The organism is Marinomonas flavescens, from assembly GCF_004352835.1.
Classification (GTDB): Bacteria; Pseudomonadota; Gammaproteobacteria; order Pseudomonadales; family Marinomonadaceae; genus Marinomonas; species Marinomonas flavescens.
The window spans coordinates 104,779-117,756 of record NZ_SJSB01000012.1; the positions used below are offsets into that span (position 1 = coordinate 104,779).

The following is a 12,978-nucleotide window of genomic DNA, read 5'->3' on the forward strand; positions in this document are numbered from 1 at the left end:
CTCATGTTTGAAAACACTCCTTTTATTATTGCTGAATTGTCTGGCAATCATGATCAGAATCTTGATTTAGCAAAGTCCATGATCGAAGCCGCTGCAGAAGCTGGTGTCGACGCGATTAAGTTGCAAACTTATACGCCAGATACTATGACGTTAGATGTTCGTCGTGATGAGTTTATGGTCTCTGAGAGTGATAGCTTGTGGCATGGCTCAAACCTATATGATTTATACGCTAAGGCTTCGACACCTTGGGAGTGGCATAAGCCTTTATTTGATTATGCTAACTCATTAGGTTTAGTGGCATTTAGCTCTCCTTTTGATCTGAGCGCAGTGGATTTCCTAGAAACACTTAATGTGCCTTTGTACAAAATCGCTTCGTTTGAAATGACAGACATTCCCTTGATTCAAGCCGTCGCCAAAACGGGCAAACCGATTATTATGTCTACTGGCATGGCCAGCTTTGAAGAGATAGAAGAGGCTATTACGGCAATTCGTGCCATCGGAAATAACCCTCTTACTTTACTAAAATGCACCAGTACTTACCCCGCTAGAATAGAGGACTCTAACTTAGCGACTATGGCGGATTTAGCACAGCGTACGGGCTGTTTGGTTGGCTTGTCTGATCATACACAGGGAATCGGTGCTTCTGTTGCTGCTACGGCATTAGGTGCAACGGTGATTGAAAAGCACTTTGTTCTTGATCGTAATGCGGGTGGTGTTGATGCGGCGTTCTCTATGGAGCCTAGTGAAATGAAGGCTTTGGTTGAGGCATGTCGTAGTGCGAAAGCGGCATTGGGTAGCGTGGTTTACGGTGGGTCAGATGCGGAGCAAATGGCTAAAAAATATCGCCGTTCTATTTATATTACGCAAGACTTGCCTTCCGGTACGGTTTTGTCTGATCAGCATTTGAAAATTATTCGACCGTCGCTCGGCTTAGCGCCAAAGCATTGGCCTGACGTGTTGGGTAGAGTTCTTTTATCCGATGTACAAAAAGGTCAGCCATTACTTTGGGATCTTATGGAATGAAGGCACTGATACGTGCGGATGCTTCTGTCCAAATTGGCATGGGGCATCGGGTGCGTTGTCAGGCACTTATTTCCGCATTTCAAGCTCTTGGTTGGCAATGCCAATTTGTTGTTCATCGTTCGTGTCGTGCTTTTTCGGAGTCGAATGATGTGCAAATTGATGATGAGCAAGCCTTCCTTACTTTGGCTGCTGAGGCCGATCTTGTTGTACTAGATCATTATCAATATCAAGCAAGCGACATTCAGAGGTTGTATCAACACCAGCCTAACTTGTTGGTGTTAGATGATATGAATGATCGTGGTGTTTTCCCTGCTCGATGGGTCTTAAATCCTCTACATGAAGAATACTCAAATCTTATACTTGAGCCATTAACAGGACCTAGGTTTGCACTGTTGAGGCCTGAATTTTCGACTTTTGATCAAACACTCTATCAGCCAGAAAAGCTTCTTATTACATTGGGTGGAACAGACCCTTTAACACTGACGTTACCGATTTTGAAAAGCTTACAACGTCATGAATTCCCCCTAGAAAAAATACACGTTTTGTTAGGTGAAAATGCTGCGAATGCAGAAGCGGTGAAAGCGTTTTCAGCGGAACATAAGGTCAATATAAGCCAAGGGTTAGCAGAGGTTACGCCGTTGATGGGCCAAGCCAAATTAGCGATCTCTGCGGCAGGAGGCACCTTGTTTGAGCTTGCATCGATGGGGGTTCCAACGATTTTTGCTCAAGTGGCAGGCAATCAAACGCGTTCTTTAGAGCAGCATGTCCCTCTGGGTTGGTGTAAGTCAGTGAGGTTGGATAATGTGTCTAGTGCGCAGCGTGTACAGCAGGTCGAGAAATTGGTATATCAGGCGCAACAGCTATGGTCTGATTTATCATGGTTAACAGAGTCGAGGCGCGTTGCTATGTCGCTAGTGGATAGTAACGGGGCTGATCGAGTGGCCAATGTAGTTACTAATGGCTTAGTTGGCTAGTTTGTCTCTGTCGTCGCTATTTGGTCTGTTGAGAGTAAAGTGTCATCAGTTGAGTTAAACGCAGCCAATCTTCTTCTGTATCCAGGTCTTGAATTCGATGTCTTGGTAGCATAATGGGTTTGGATTTTTCGCCAAAGATATGACCATCTTCTAGCCAATCTTTTGTTGTTGCCCAATAAAATTGCCCAGCATCATGAATCGCTTCCACTAAATCTTGTGAGCGTTTATTTATGTGTTCGGGAAATAGCTCGGCTAGTTTACCGTTGCTGTTCAAGCACAACGCACGCTGAATAGGAAAATCAAAGGTGGTGGCAGAAAAACAAAAACTGGCGTCTTCTAATGCCTGAAAACCATTTTGAATGTCACTAGCCTGCAAAAGTGGGCAGGTAGCGTAGATCAAACAAGCTTCGCTTGGTGTCTGATTTTGTTCGATTAAAAATCGTAATGCGTGTTGCATTACCGGTGTGGTGCCAGTAATACCATCGGATAGCTCATCTGGGCGAAAAAAAGGTGTTTCAGCACCATAGTAGCGTGCAACTTCTGCAATTTCTTTATCATCCGTCGAGACAATAATACGTTCAAATAGCTGGCTCGCTTGGGCGGCTTCAATAGAATAAGCAATCAATGGTTTGCCATTGAGTAAGCGAATGTTCTTACGAGGAATACGCTGAGAGCCGCCACGAGCAGGAATAATAGCAACGCGATAAGGAACCGCTTTTTGACTCATGTCGGCATCACTTGGCTGGTAATTAATGCATGCTTCAAGAGTAATGCGATTCGCTCTTGCTGTTCTTTACTGAGCTCTGCAAAAATGGGCAGACTCAGTGTTCGGGCGTAGTAATTTTCGGCGATTGGGAAATCACCTTCATTAAAACCTAAAGCTTGATAATAAGGTTGAGTATGCACTGGAATATAGTGAACTTGGGTGCCGATGCCAGCTTGTCGTAAAATATCAAAGACCATTTTCCTGGCATTTTTACTGATGTTGGGCAGCAGTATTGGAAACAAATGCAAAGATGAGTAATTTCCTTCCGCCTGATACGGCAAAGTAATAGGGTAATCTTTGAGTAGTTGTTGATAATGCTGAAATTGATCATGGCGACGTTCAATAAATTCATCTAGGCGAGACAGTTGAGATAGCCCTAATGCGGCTTGGAGCTCTGTCATACGATAATTAAAGCCCAATGTTTGTTGCTCGTAATACCAGTCGCCGGGATTTTGAGAGAGTTCCTCGGATGATTTAGTGATACCTTGCTGTGCATGAGTTCGCATATGTTTAGCAAGAGAAAGGGTGTTCGTAACGGCCATACCTCCTTCACCAGACGTAATTATTTTGACGGGATGAAAGCTAAACACACAAATATCACTGAAGCGACCATCGCCAATAGGTTGGCCTTGATAGGTTCCGCCAATAGCATGGGACGCGTCTTCGAGAATAGCAAAACCATATTGCTTTGAGAGCGTATGGATCGCTTGCATATCGCAAGATTGGCCCGCGAAATGAACAGGAATAACCACCTTAGGCAAGGTGTTTTGGATTTTTGCCAGTTTAAGTTTCTCGGCGAGTTGTATTGGGCAAAGGTTGTAGGTCTGAGGGTCGATGTCCACAAAGTCTACATCTGCACCACAGTAGCGGGCGCAATTGGCTGAAGCGATAAAGGTATTTGGCGATGTCCAAACACGATCTCCAGAGGTTACTCCTAAAGCGAGACAAGCCAAATGCAGGGCTGAAGTGGCGCTGTTCGCCGCTACAGCGTATTGGGCACAGACTTTGTCAGCAATGGCTTGTTCAAACGCACTGACTACAGGGCCTTGGGTAAGGTAGTCGGATTTTAGAACATGAACAACGGCCGCAATGTCTTCATCACTGATGGATTGTCGACCATAGGGAATAAAACCTGGATTACTCATCGAAGGTGCGGATCTCGTCTACGGTTAAAAAGTGAGGATTGCTGCCTGATTGGTATTCGAACCCTGGCGTAACTAATACACCTTGTTCCCCTGTTTTATTGCGATCAAAGCGAATTTCATTTTGGAAAAACTTAATACTGGGAGCAATTACGTAATGGTCGGTAAATTCAAAGGTATGGAATGAATCGTCAGTAGGGCACATGACTTCATGCAGCTTTTCACCAGGCCGAATGCCCACTTCTTTGGTTGGTACCTTGGGCGCATACGCCGCCGCTAAGTCCATAATGCGTACCGATGGTATTTTGGGAATAAAAATTTCGCCGCCATGCATGCGTGTGAAATTGTTTAAAACAAAGTCCACGCCCATTGGCAAAGTGATCCAGAATCGAGTCATGTCTGGATGAGTTATAGGGATACTCTCAGCCCCTTCGTTAACCAATTTTTGGAAAAAGGGTACGACGGAACCGCGAGAGCCGACAACATTGCCATAGCGAACGACTGAAAAGCGAGTGCGTCCTTGGCCGACCATATTGTTGGCCGCAACAAAGAGTTTATCTGAGGCCAGCTTGGTTGCACCGTAGAGGTTGATCGGTGCGGCTGCTTTGTCGGTAGAAAGAGCAATGACTTTATTGACGTCGTTGGCAATGGCTGCGGCGATAACATTTTCTGCACCATGAATGTTGGTCTTAATGCATTCCATTGGATTGTATTCAGCCGCCGGTACTTGTTTGAGTGCTGCTGCGTGAATAACATAATCTACGTCACGCATGGCTTGTGTCAGACGGTCTTTATCACGCACATCCCCAATGAAATAACGCATGCAAGGCGCATCGAAAACTTGCTGCATTTCATATTGTTTCAACTCGTCACGCGAGTAGATGATTAATCGCTTTGGATTGTATAGCGCCAACAGTGTTTTGACGTACTGGTGCCCAAAAGAGCCGGTACCGCCAGTGATAAGAATACTTTTGTTGTTAAACATGGAATCAATACCAAACCAATCAAGTGTGAATGTCGTCTGCTACATGGTGTTTGTATTATTTGCAGCGAGCATAATGTTTAAAATATTATCGGCAAGCCAAAGGAAAACATTAATAAAATCAAGACTCTGGAATGTCGTTTTGTTAATAACGTGCGATGCAGTTTTTTAGATGATCATTGACCATGCCAGTGGCTTGCATGAAGGCGTAACAGGTTGTGGGACCGAAAAATCGAAAACCACGTTTTTTCATGTCCTTAGCTATCTGTGTTGAAAGAGGCGTGATAGCAGGAATGTCCTGCATTGTAAGTACCTGATTTACGATGACTTTATTACCGCTAAATGCCCAATAATACTGACTAAAAGAGCCATGTTCTTTAATGATTTCTAAAAACGCCTTGGCATTCGAAATGGTGGCTTCGATTTTAGCACGATGACGAACAATGGTCGGGTCTAGCACCAGGCGATCCACATCTTGTGTCGTCATGTTAGCGACTTGTTGTGGGTTGAAGTTATGAAAGGCGGATCGATAGCCGTCGCGCTTGCGTAAAATAGTTATCCAACTTAGACCTGCTTGGGCGCTTTCTAGTACAATAAACTCAAATAATTTTTGGTCATCATAGACGGCTTTACCCCATTCATTATCATGATATTGAATGTACTCTGGTGAACCTAGGCACCAATCACAGCGAACGGTTTCCATCAACTTATCTCCTCAATAAGGAAATTAGCATACCTTGTTGATTTGATAGCGTCATCTGGATTTTACGTTTATCCAGAGTACCAGGTGGCTGAGTGTGACCTGAGAGGTTAAATCGTTCATAAATAGGAGAAAGAACAATGAGCTTTAAACCAATTTATAGCCAGAAAGATGTAGATGTCATTCAAGATGAATGCGTTTATAAAGGCTTTTTTGAAATGCATAAGCTGACGCTAAGACACAAGAAATTTAACGGCGAATGGAGTCAGCCGATGACACGAGAAATGATGGTGCGTGGTGATGCGGTCTGTGTTTTATTATTTGATCCTGTTGCAGATAAAATATTGTTAATTGAGCAGTTTCGCCCAAGTTTACCAAAAAGTGAATCGCCTTGGTTGATAGAGCTGGTCGCTGGCATGGTAGAAGAAGGGGAGGCCGATGAGGACGTTGCTCGTCGTGAATCTTTTGAAGAAGCGGGAGTCACGGTAAAGCGGCTTGAATATATGTTTAAGTTTGTTCCTTCTCCAGGTGGATTAGTAGAATACCTGCGTATGTATGCAGGCGAATTTGATTCCAGTCGTGTGGATGTGAACCGTACTCACGGTTTGGATGAAGAAAATGAAGACATACGGCTTCATCTTATGAGTGCGGATGAAGCGGTTGCACTGCTTGATCATGATGTAGAAAACGCCAGCACTATTATGGGTCTGCAATGGTTCGCCTTAAACAAGGCTAAATTAGTGCATCGTTGGGAATGACAGAGGTCGTTCTACCGTAAAAAAAAGAGTTTAGAGCCGCGATCTACTTGATTTAACCTATACTGACACGATAAAGGTATCTAAATGATTGTGCCATAAAGGCAATGAATATCTTTCTTATGCGATTGAAATCAAATGCAATATTGTTGAAAAGTACACTGACAGAAGGATATTTTTCGCAAAAATGGTCGAGGTAATGCAAAAAATGTCAAAACAGTACGTACCTGATTTATCCAGCTTACAGCTGCTCGGCGAGCTAAATTATCGTCGTGTGGCTAAGCTGATGCGTGGATACGAAGAGGAAAGCGTATGGGATTTTTCGATTCACAGTGTCGGCGATCATGAAAGCAGATTACGTTTGGTGCTTGGTCAAGAAAGTCGCTTCACATCAGAGATGGCTTTAGAGTTTGGCCCAGAAGGTAAAAACAAGCTCCTTTTTGAAAGCAAACTGTCGATGAATATTCGTTTGTATCATGATGTGAAAATTGCCGAAATTACCGATGGACATCGGCAGTTTAGTGGCAGCTACCCTTATCCTAATGATGATATGTACCATAGGGATGAAAAATTTCGATTGAATCAACAATTGTCGGATATATTAGAGCTCTGTTTAAAGCACGGACATCGACTTTACGAGACGCCACTTTTCCAGTTTGCCTAGACTTTTTATGTAAATAAAGCGTATTAATCTCTGACTTTCGCTGGTCTAATCTAATGTTATAAACGAAAACATAACCCTTCGAACTAGAGGTCGTTGCATTGAATAGCTTACTGTATATCCATGGTTTTAATAGTTCAGAACAGTCTCATAAAGCCTCAGTTCTCAGTGATGCGATGAAAAGGCATGCTCTGAGTGGGGAGCTTCTATCTCCTCGATTACCATGGCAACCAGCTAAAGCAATTGCGTTATTAGAAGATATTATAACGTCGCGTTTATCAGCAGAAGGAGCCTCTAGTATTACTTTAATAGGGAGTTCATTGGGTGGCTTTTATGCCAGTTATTTGGCCGAGAAATTTCAAATAAAAGCGATTTTGGTGAACCCTGCGGTTCAAGCTTCAAGCTTATTGGTTGATCATATCGGCCCGCAACACAATCCTTATACTGATGAGCGGTATGAATTAACCCTCGCACATATGGATGAATTAGCCGCATTGATAGTGGAATGCCCGACACCAGACCTGTATTGGCTGATGCTCCAAGAAGGCGATGACGTATTAGACTACCGAGAGGCGCTAAAGGCGTTTCCAAAAACAATTCGACTTACCCATGAAGAAAAAGGGAATCACCGTTTTGTTGGTTTTGAACGTTTTGGCGATGATATTTTACGTTTCGCTGGAATCATCCCCTAATCTGGCTGGCTTAGAACTTGATCATTTCACAGGGTTCATATCCAGTGATAGACTCTACACTATCTTATTTACATCTTAGTTCGATACTGTGTTTTACTTTGGTATCGCAATTTCAATTTGGAAGAATAAACACGCATGTCTGCTAAAGAATATAACGCCGGCTCAATAGAAGTTTTAAGCGGCCTAGAGCCAGTTCAAAAACGTCCAGGAATGTATACGGACACCACTCGACCTAATCACTTGGCACAAGAAGTCATTGATAACTCAGTGGATGAAGCGTTAGCAGATCATGCTGATCGCATAGAAGTGATTCTTTATAAAGATGGCGCCGTGAGCGTAGAAGATAATGGCCGCGGTATGCCTGTTGATATTCATCCCGAAGAAGGTGTTTCTGGGGTTGAATTGATCCTTACAAAGCTTCATGCCGGTGGTAAATTTTCTGGTGATAGTTACCAATTTTCTGGTGGCCTACACGGTGTTGGTGTATCGGTTGTTAATGCTTTATCAACTTCGTTAGAAGTGTTTGTAAGACGTAATGGCAAGCAATATCACATTGGTTTCGCAGATGGCTTTAAAGTCTCTGAATTGGCTGAAATTGGCACGGTTGGTAAGAAAAACACCGGCACAAAAGTAAAATTCATGGCCGACGGAAAATATTTTGATAGCCCTAAATATTCTGTCTCTCGACTCAAGCATTTACTAAAAGCCAAAGCCGTATTGTGTTCGGGTTTACATGTCATTTTTATTGATCAAAGTGGCACGGAAGAAGTACGAGAAGAATGGTTTTACCAAGACGGTTTAAAAGACTACTTGGCTCAAGCGAACGCAGGTTTCGAACTGCTTCCAGATGAACCTTTCTTAGGTGGCCTAACTGAAAAGACGCAAGGCGTTGATTGGTCGGTTCAATGGTTGCCAGAAGGTGGTGAGTTAGTCACAGAAAGTTATGTAAACTTGATTCCTACTGCCCAAGGCGGTACGCATGTTAACGGTTTACGTACCGGCTTATTAGAAGCCATGCGTGAATTTTGTGATTTCCATAATTTGTTACCTCGTGGCGTGAAATTAACGGCGGAGGATATTTGGGATCGCTGTAGTTATGTTTTGTCCGCAAAAATTCAAGAACCTCAGTTTTCTGGGCAAACAAAAGAACGTTTATCATCTCGTCAAATTGTGCCCTTTATTTCAGCGACGGCAAAAGATGCGTTTAGCTTATGGCTAAATACGCACGTTGAAGAGGGTAAAAAAATTGCGGACTTGGTCATTAATAGCGCCCAGAAACGCTTGAAAGCAAGCAAGAAGGTAGTTCGTAAAAAAATCACCCAAGGGCCTGCGTTACCGGGTAAATTAGCTGACTGTTCCGGTCAAGATTCCACCCGAAGTGAACTTTTCTTAGTGGAAGGGGATTCTGCTGGTGGCTCTGCTAAGCAGGCTCGTGATAAAGATTTTCAAGCAATTTTACCGTTGCGCGGTAAAATCCTTAATGCTTGGGAAGTCGATTCTAGTCATGTACTTGGTTCTCAAGAAATCTACAATATTTCTGTCGCACTGGGTGTTGATCCAGGTGAAGACGATTTATCAGGCCTACGCTATGGCAAAGTGTGCATCTTAGCTGATGCCGATTCCGATGGATTGCATATTGCCACTTTGCTGTGTGCTTTGTTTGTTCGCCATTTTTCAAGTCTGGTTATGGCGGGGCATGTGTTTGTTGCTATGCCGCCGTTGTATCGTATTGATTTGGGTAAGGAAGTGTCTTATGCCTTGGATGATGAAGAAAAAGACATTATTTTGCATAAAATGGCAGTGGAAAAGAAACGTGGTACGCCCAACGTTCAACGATTCAAAGGATTGGGTGAAATGAATCCATCGCAACTACGAGAAACAACCATGGCGCGAGATACTCGACGTTTGATTCAGTTGACCATGGAAGACCCATCCGGTACAGATGAATTATTGGATAAGTTACTTGCTAAAAAGCGTGCTGGGGATCGTAAGCATTGGCTAGAGACTTATGGCAATCTAGCGATTATTGAAGGCTAATCTTTAAACGCGTATCGTTGATGAACACACTTTTTTACTTTGAATAGAATGGCTTTTTTTCTTGCGGTATTCTGTTTATCAAAATTAGAGGTTTCATCAGCAAATCTGTTAAAGACAGGTTACACTTAGAAAACCAGTAATAAAGTGGAATGCAATTTGATGTCTGACAATGAAGATCCTAACGTCATTAGTGAAGAAGCTCTTTACGAGCAGCTTGATCACTATTTATCTACGTTTGGAAGCGAGCGTTCTATTCTCTGTGTATCGGAATTAGATGGCTTTTTAACCGCACTAGGCTGCTCTGCTCAAGAGTTTGCGCCTGATTTTTGGCTGAGTGCTATTTGGGGGGCAGAGGAAGATCAGCCTAAATGGCCATCCTTAAAAGAAGAAGACGAATTTCTTAGCCTAGTACTGATTGTCTATATGGAGACCATGAACACCATTATTCATGGTGATCTGCATCCTGTTTACCTAGAACAAGAAATAGACAATGGAGAGAGTCAACTTTTAGTCGAAGAGTGGTGTGTCGGCTTCATGCGAGGCGCGCGCCTTACTGGTCTGGGTCTTGATGAAAGTAACCATGATTTTTACAACGAAGTGCTTGCGCCAGTACGCATGTTTGGCACAGAAGCTGGCTGGGAAAAACTCGAAAAAATGGTTGATGAAGAAGTTGATTTTTGGCGCGAGACTATCGAACCTTCGATTTTGCGTTTAGTCCAATTTAACCACCCAGAGATTCAATCAAATCAACTAAGTGATAAGCCACCTATTTTGCATTAGATACTGGTGAATTATAGTTTGATGCAGACGATTAATTTAGTCGGCTTGCCTTTGTCCCATAGACAGTTAAATACACGCCAATTCAACTGTCTGTTTTAAGTAAAAACCTCTCCCCAAATGACTTTTTAAGCCTGTTTTTAGTAAATGGTTGAATTCATGTTTTTGATTTTAACTTGATGTAGTCTACATTATCCTCGTGCTTAAATTAGCTGTCTGCTTTTAGAGCCTATGTCTCAATAGCTTAAAAAGCATGATGGTACATTTCTATTTTAATTGTGTGATGACGCCTTTATAGATCTTGCTCCCTAATTTACTTTTAGATGATGGCGAAGACATGCTGTGTTTCGGAGAAAATAATAATGGTTCACTGTCTTTTTCGTTACTACCGTTTTTTAAAGAATACCCAGATTCAACGGAAGGCTGTTATCGGTGCTAAATGTCTTCACCCTCAACTATTAGTAAAAACACTACCCCGTTCCTTATTTATGGTGCTCTTTATTTTAACAGGCACTGTGTCTTATGCGGACACTACTCAGACACCAGGGTCAGTTATTGACGTTAAGGCGAGTGAATTTTACAAACCCTCTCTAATGCAGGATCGGACGCCCGCGAACTTTGCTTCCGGCTGGAACGCGAATGGGGCTGATACCACAGCGGACAGCCAAAAATTACAGCAGGCGATCGACGTGGTTTCTGCTTCTGGTGGCGGTGCTATCTCTATCCCCGCGGGTCACTATACGTTCGGCAATGTCCAGCTGAAATCCAATGTTCATTTGATGATCGATCACGCCGCGACGATCGTTCCAGCGCTTCCCGTTAACCACAAGTCGGCCAAAATATTCATCTTGGATGGACATGTGTCTAATGTCAGCATTCAGGGCGTAGGCGGTCGTTTTCATGTTGAGCTGCCTGCTTATAAGCCTGGCGTGATGGTGTTTCAGATCAACGCGGTCAATAATTTCTATATTGCCAATGTGTCGATTACAGATTCACAGACCAAATTTGCCTCACTTTCAATGGGGCCGGGCCGGCAGAAAACCTCCGGACCTAATTGGCCGACCGTGCCTAAGAACTTGCGCTTGAGCCCAAATGCGCCAAGAGATGGTTTGGTCGAGAATATCGATCAAACACACGCCTCGGCTGGTTATGGCATTGTGCAAGTTCAGGCCGGTGAGCATCTTCTTTTTCGGAACCTATCAACGGAAGGTGGCGTTGCCCTGCGAGTCGAAACCGGTGAAAAGGCGATGAACGATGCACAAGTGGGTGGAGTGGATCAGATCTATGGTCGCGACCTCACTTGTCGTAATGGATTCGCTACCTTGATGTTACAGCCCCATTCGATGCACGACGGTACAGTCGACGTTGATGGTGTTACATCGAAGGGCTGTGAATTTGCGGTCGCGTTTCGCCCTGGCTTTGTTTCGCACAAGTCACATAATCCAAACCTGACTCTCGGTTCGTTCACCAGTGTATTGGTCAACCATGTGGATGCCAGCTTCGGCACGCAGGCACAGTTACCTAACCGGAGAAGGGGGGAGATGGATTTGATCCCATCTTACATGATGAAATACGTCCCTCAGGCCATTCGCGATCAACCAGGTTATGGTGGCGAGTTCTATACTGGACCAGCTTTGGCGGCCGTGCTGAATGACGGCACCAGCTATGAGTCGGCTATCCATATCAAAAATGTTACAGCACACGGGTTGCTAGCTCGGCAACCGACTATTACTCCAAAGGCCGTGCATAAAAAGTAAACGCGTTGACTGAATCCCATCATTATCGTCGCGCTGGAGCGACAGTGTCGACTTTGTCGTCGACCTCTCGCATCAGCCGCAAGCATTGATTGAAATGACCCTCGCCAGCAAGGACGTTGCTGCGGAAGTCGCCTTGCAGGTACCGCGAAAAGTGGTGCGAATCTTCTATTCCGAAACGAGTGTGATCAACTGATACAGCTACATGGACGACGTCCATCTTTGTCACGAGACCTACCCATGTCCGATAGACAGCTAAATACACGTCAATTAAACTGTCAGTTTTAAGTAAAAAACCTTCCCTAAATGACTTTTTAAGCCTGTTTTTAGTAAATGGTTGAATTCAGGTTTTTTATTTTAACTTGATATAGTCTACATTATCCTCGTGCTCAAAATAGCTGTCGGTTATCAGAGTCTATGTGTCAGCGTAATGATACATTTCTATTTTGTTTGGATTATTACGTCCTTATGTTAAACATGATATGTTCATAAACATATGATATATAGATCTTGTTCCTCAATTTACTTTTAGATGATGGCGAAAACATGCTGTGTAGCAGAGAAAATAATAATGGTTCACGGTCTTTTTCGTAACGTAAGCGTTCATTCTACGCCGTTATTTCATCCCATCTTTTCGCACTCTAAACTGGACTCCGTTTTCATCTCATAACCGATAACGGAGTCCAACCCATGACCAAACCCTACACCCGTCGTT

12 protein-coding genes are annotated in these 12,978 nt (G+C 43.5%); 8 read left to right on the forward strand and 4 right to left on the reverse strand.

The genetic code is table 11. The features are described 5' to 3' along the window. Positions 1-3 precede the first annotated feature (3 nt). Both pseI and pseG read left to right on the forward strand, forming a co-directional pair. A complete protein-coding gene (gene pseI, locus E0D70_RS12940; RefSeq protein ID WP_133012708.1) occupies positions 4-1,023 on the forward strand; it encodes a pseudaminic acid synthase in 1,020 nt (339 codons plus the stop codon). Then, a complete protein-coding gene (gene pseG, locus E0D70_RS12945) occupies positions 1,020-1,997 on the forward strand; it encodes a UDP-2,4-diacetamido-2,4,6-trideoxy-beta-L-altropyranose hydrolase (protein WP_133012709.1) in 978 nt (325 codons plus the stop codon). Before pseI ends, pseG begins: the two co-directional genes overlap by 4 nt. Positions 1,998-2,013: 16 nt before the next feature. On the opposite strand, the gene pseF is transcribed toward pseG, so the two are convergent. The 4 genes from pseF to E0D70_RS12965 all read right to left on the reverse strand — a co-directional run bounded on the left by pseF (position 2,014) and on the right by E0D70_RS12965 (position 5,590). Next, a complete protein-coding gene (pseF, locus tag E0D70_RS12950) occupies positions 2,014-2,724 on the reverse strand; it encodes a pseudaminic acid cytidylyltransferase (RefSeq protein ID WP_133012710.1) in 711 nt (236 codons plus the stop codon). Then, positions 2,721-3,908, reverse strand: coding sequence for a UDP-4-amino-4,6-dideoxy-N-acetyl-beta-L-altrosamine transaminase (gene pseC, locus E0D70_RS12955; RefSeq protein ID WP_133012711.1), 1,188 nt, complete (start codon positions 3,906-3,908; stop codon positions 2,721-2,723). Before pseC ends, pseF begins: the two co-directional genes overlap by 4 nt. Then, positions 3,901-4,890 (reverse strand): UDP-N-acetylglucosamine 4,6-dehydratase (inverting), encoded by a 990-nt coding sequence (pseB, locus tag E0D70_RS12960; protein ID WP_133012712.1) that lies wholly within the window; start codon positions 4,888-4,890, stop codon positions 3,901-3,903. The genes pseC and pseB overlap by 8 nt, the downstream gene beginning before the upstream one ends. A gap of 142 nt (positions 4,891-5,032) precedes the next feature. Further along, positions 5,033-5,590 (reverse strand): DNA-3-methyladenine glycosylase I, encoded by a 558-nt coding sequence (locus E0D70_RS12965; protein ID WP_133012713.1) that lies wholly within the window; start codon positions 5,588-5,590, stop codon positions 5,033-5,035. Positions 5,591-5,727: 137 nt separating this feature from the next. Between E0D70_RS12965 and E0D70_RS12970 the strand changes: the two genes are divergently transcribed. The 6 genes from E0D70_RS12970 to E0D70_RS12995 all read left to right on the forward strand — a co-directional run bounded on the left by E0D70_RS12970 (position 5,728) and on the right by E0D70_RS12995 (position 12,266). Beyond that, positions 5,728-6,345, forward strand: a complete 618-nt coding sequence (locus E0D70_RS12970; protein WP_133012714.1) for an NUDIX domain-containing protein — start codon at positions 5,728-5,730, stop codon at positions 6,343-6,345. A 205-nt stretch (positions 6,346-6,550) separates the two neighbouring features. Further along, positions 6,551-7,006: a DUF1249 domain-containing protein gene (locus E0D70_RS12975; RefSeq protein WP_240537119.1), complete on the forward strand. Its 456-nt coding sequence runs from the start codon at positions 6,551-6,553 to the stop codon at positions 7,004-7,006. 98 nt (positions 7,007-7,104) lie between these two features. Further along, positions 7,105-7,695, forward strand: a complete 591-nt coding sequence (locus tag E0D70_RS12980; protein ID WP_133012716.1) for a YqiA/YcfP family alpha/beta fold hydrolase — start codon at positions 7,105-7,107, stop codon at positions 7,693-7,695. Positions 7,696-7,830: 135 nt separating this feature from the next. After that, the gene (gene parE / locus E0D70_RS12985; protein WP_133012717.1) at positions 7,831-9,732 is read left to right on the forward strand and encodes a DNA topoisomerase IV subunit B; all 1,902 of its coding nucleotides are present in this window, start codon (positions 7,831-7,833) and stop codon (positions 9,730-9,732) included. Positions 9,733-9,891: 159 nt separating this feature from the next. Further along, positions 9,892-10,512, forward strand: a complete 621-nt coding sequence (locus E0D70_RS12990) for a UPF0149 family protein (RefSeq protein ID WP_133012718.1) — start codon at positions 9,892-9,894, stop codon at positions 10,510-10,512. 359 nt (positions 10,513-10,871) lie between these two features. Then, entirely contained in the window at positions 10,872-12,266 is a 1,395-nt protein-coding gene (locus E0D70_RS12995) for a glycoside hydrolase family protein (protein ID WP_133012719.1), read from the forward strand. The last annotated feature ends 712 nt before the right edge of the window (positions 12,267-12,978 follow it).

Bases quoted from the DNA above. Each gene is read 5' to 3' on its own strand.
- pseI (WP_133012708.1), top strand. From the start codon at position 4: ATGTTTGAAAACACTCCTTTTATTATTGCTGAATTGTCTGGCAATCAT.
- pseG (WP_133012709.1), top strand. From the start codon at position 1,020: ATGAAGGCACTGATACGTGCGGATGCTTCTGTCCAAATTGGCATGGGG.
- pseF (WP_133012710.1), bottom strand. From the start codon at position 2,724: ATGAGTCAAAAAGCGGTTCCTTATCGCGTTGCTATTATTCCTGCTCGT.
- pseC (WP_133012711.1), bottom strand. From the start codon at position 3,908: ATGAGTAATCCAGGTTTTATTCCCTATGGTCGACAATCCATCAGTGAT.
- pseB (WP_133012712.1), bottom strand. From the start codon at position 4,890: ATGTTTAACAACAAAAGTATTCTTATCACTGGCGGTACCGGCTCTTTT.
- E0D70_RS12965 (WP_133012713.1), bottom strand. From the start codon at position 5,590: ATGGAAACCGTTCGCTGTGATTGGTGCCTAGGTTCACCAGAGTACATT.
- E0D70_RS12970 (WP_133012714.1), top strand. From the start codon at position 5,728: ATGAGCTTTAAACCAATTTATAGCCAGAAAGATGTAGATGTCATTCAA.
- E0D70_RS12975 (WP_240537119.1), top strand. From the start codon at position 6,551: ATGTCAAAACAGTACGTACCTGATTTATCCAGCTTACAGCTGCTCGGC.
- parE (WP_133012717.1), top strand. From the start codon at position 7,831: ATGTCTGCTAAAGAATATAACGCCGGCTCAATAGAAGTTTTAAGCGGC.
- E0D70_RS12990 (WP_133012718.1), top strand. From the start codon at position 9,892: ATGTCTGACAATGAAGATCCTAACGTCATTAGTGAAGAAGCTCTTTAC.
- E0D70_RS12995 (WP_133012719.1), top strand. From the start codon at position 10,872: ATGGTTCACTGTCTTTTTCGTTACTACCGTTTTTTAAAGAATACCCAG.